The sequence below is a fragment of the Vibrio sp. 811 genome (genome assembly GCF_033339195.1).
Genome location: NZ_JAWOUB010000292.1, coordinates 1 through 784, shown reverse-complemented (window position 1 = coordinate 784; position 784 = coordinate 1). Strand labels below are relative to the sequence as shown.

The 784-nt window shown below is 48.3% G+C and carries 2 protein-coding genes; both read left to right on the top strand.

Annotated elements, in window-relative coordinates; all coding sequences use genetic code 11:
- On the top strand, nucleotides 1–255 hold a 255-nt coding region (locus R7Q46_RS26425), incomplete at its 5' end, for a chemotaxis protein CheB (RefSeq protein WP_318078120.1).
- 8 nt (nucleotides 256–263) lie between these two features.
- Nucleotides 264–784: ParA family protein (locus tag R7Q46_RS26420; RefSeq protein ID WP_318078119.1), on the top strand; the 521-nt coding region annotated here is incomplete at its 3' end.

Genomic DNA, 784 nt, shown 5'->3' with positions numbered 1-784 from the left:
GATGTGACCTTTGGCTCGGCGGCGAAAGTTTACGGCGACAAAGTGCTTTCTATGGTGCTCACTGGAATGGGTGCAGATGGCCGAGAAGGTGCACGTATGCTGAAATCGGCAGGTTCAACCATTTGGGCACAAGACGAAGAAAGCTGTGTGGTTTACGGTATGCCTCAAGCTGTAGCTAAAGCGGGCATTTCTTCTGAAGATTTACCTCTTGACCGAATTGCAGAACGCATGATGGTGGAAGTGGGTTTAGCGTAGGATAAATCATGATCGTTTGGAGTGTAGCTAACCAAAAAGGTGGGGTAGGTAAAACCACATCAACAGTGACACTAGCAGGTTTGTTGAGCCAGAAAGGTCATCGTGTATTGATGGTCGACACCGATCCTCATGCGTCACTGACGACTTATCTTGGTTACGACTCAGATACTGTGTCATCAAGCTTGTTCGATCTGTTTCAGCTAAAGACGTTCACTCGCGATACGGTTAAGCCGTTGATCTTAGAAACCGAGTTGGAAGGAATGGACATCATTCCTGCGCACATGTCATTGGCTACGCTAGACCGCGTAATGGGTAACCGCAGTGGCATGGGGTTGATTTTGAAGCGCGCACTTCAAGCGGTTTCGCAAGATTACGACTACGTGTTGATCGATTGTCCGCCAATCCTTGGTGTGATGATGGTTAATGCACTCGCGGCGAGTGATCGTATCTTGATCCCTGTACAGACTGAGTTCCTCGCGATGAAAGGCTTGGAACGTATGATTCGTACGTTGACGATCATGCAGAAATC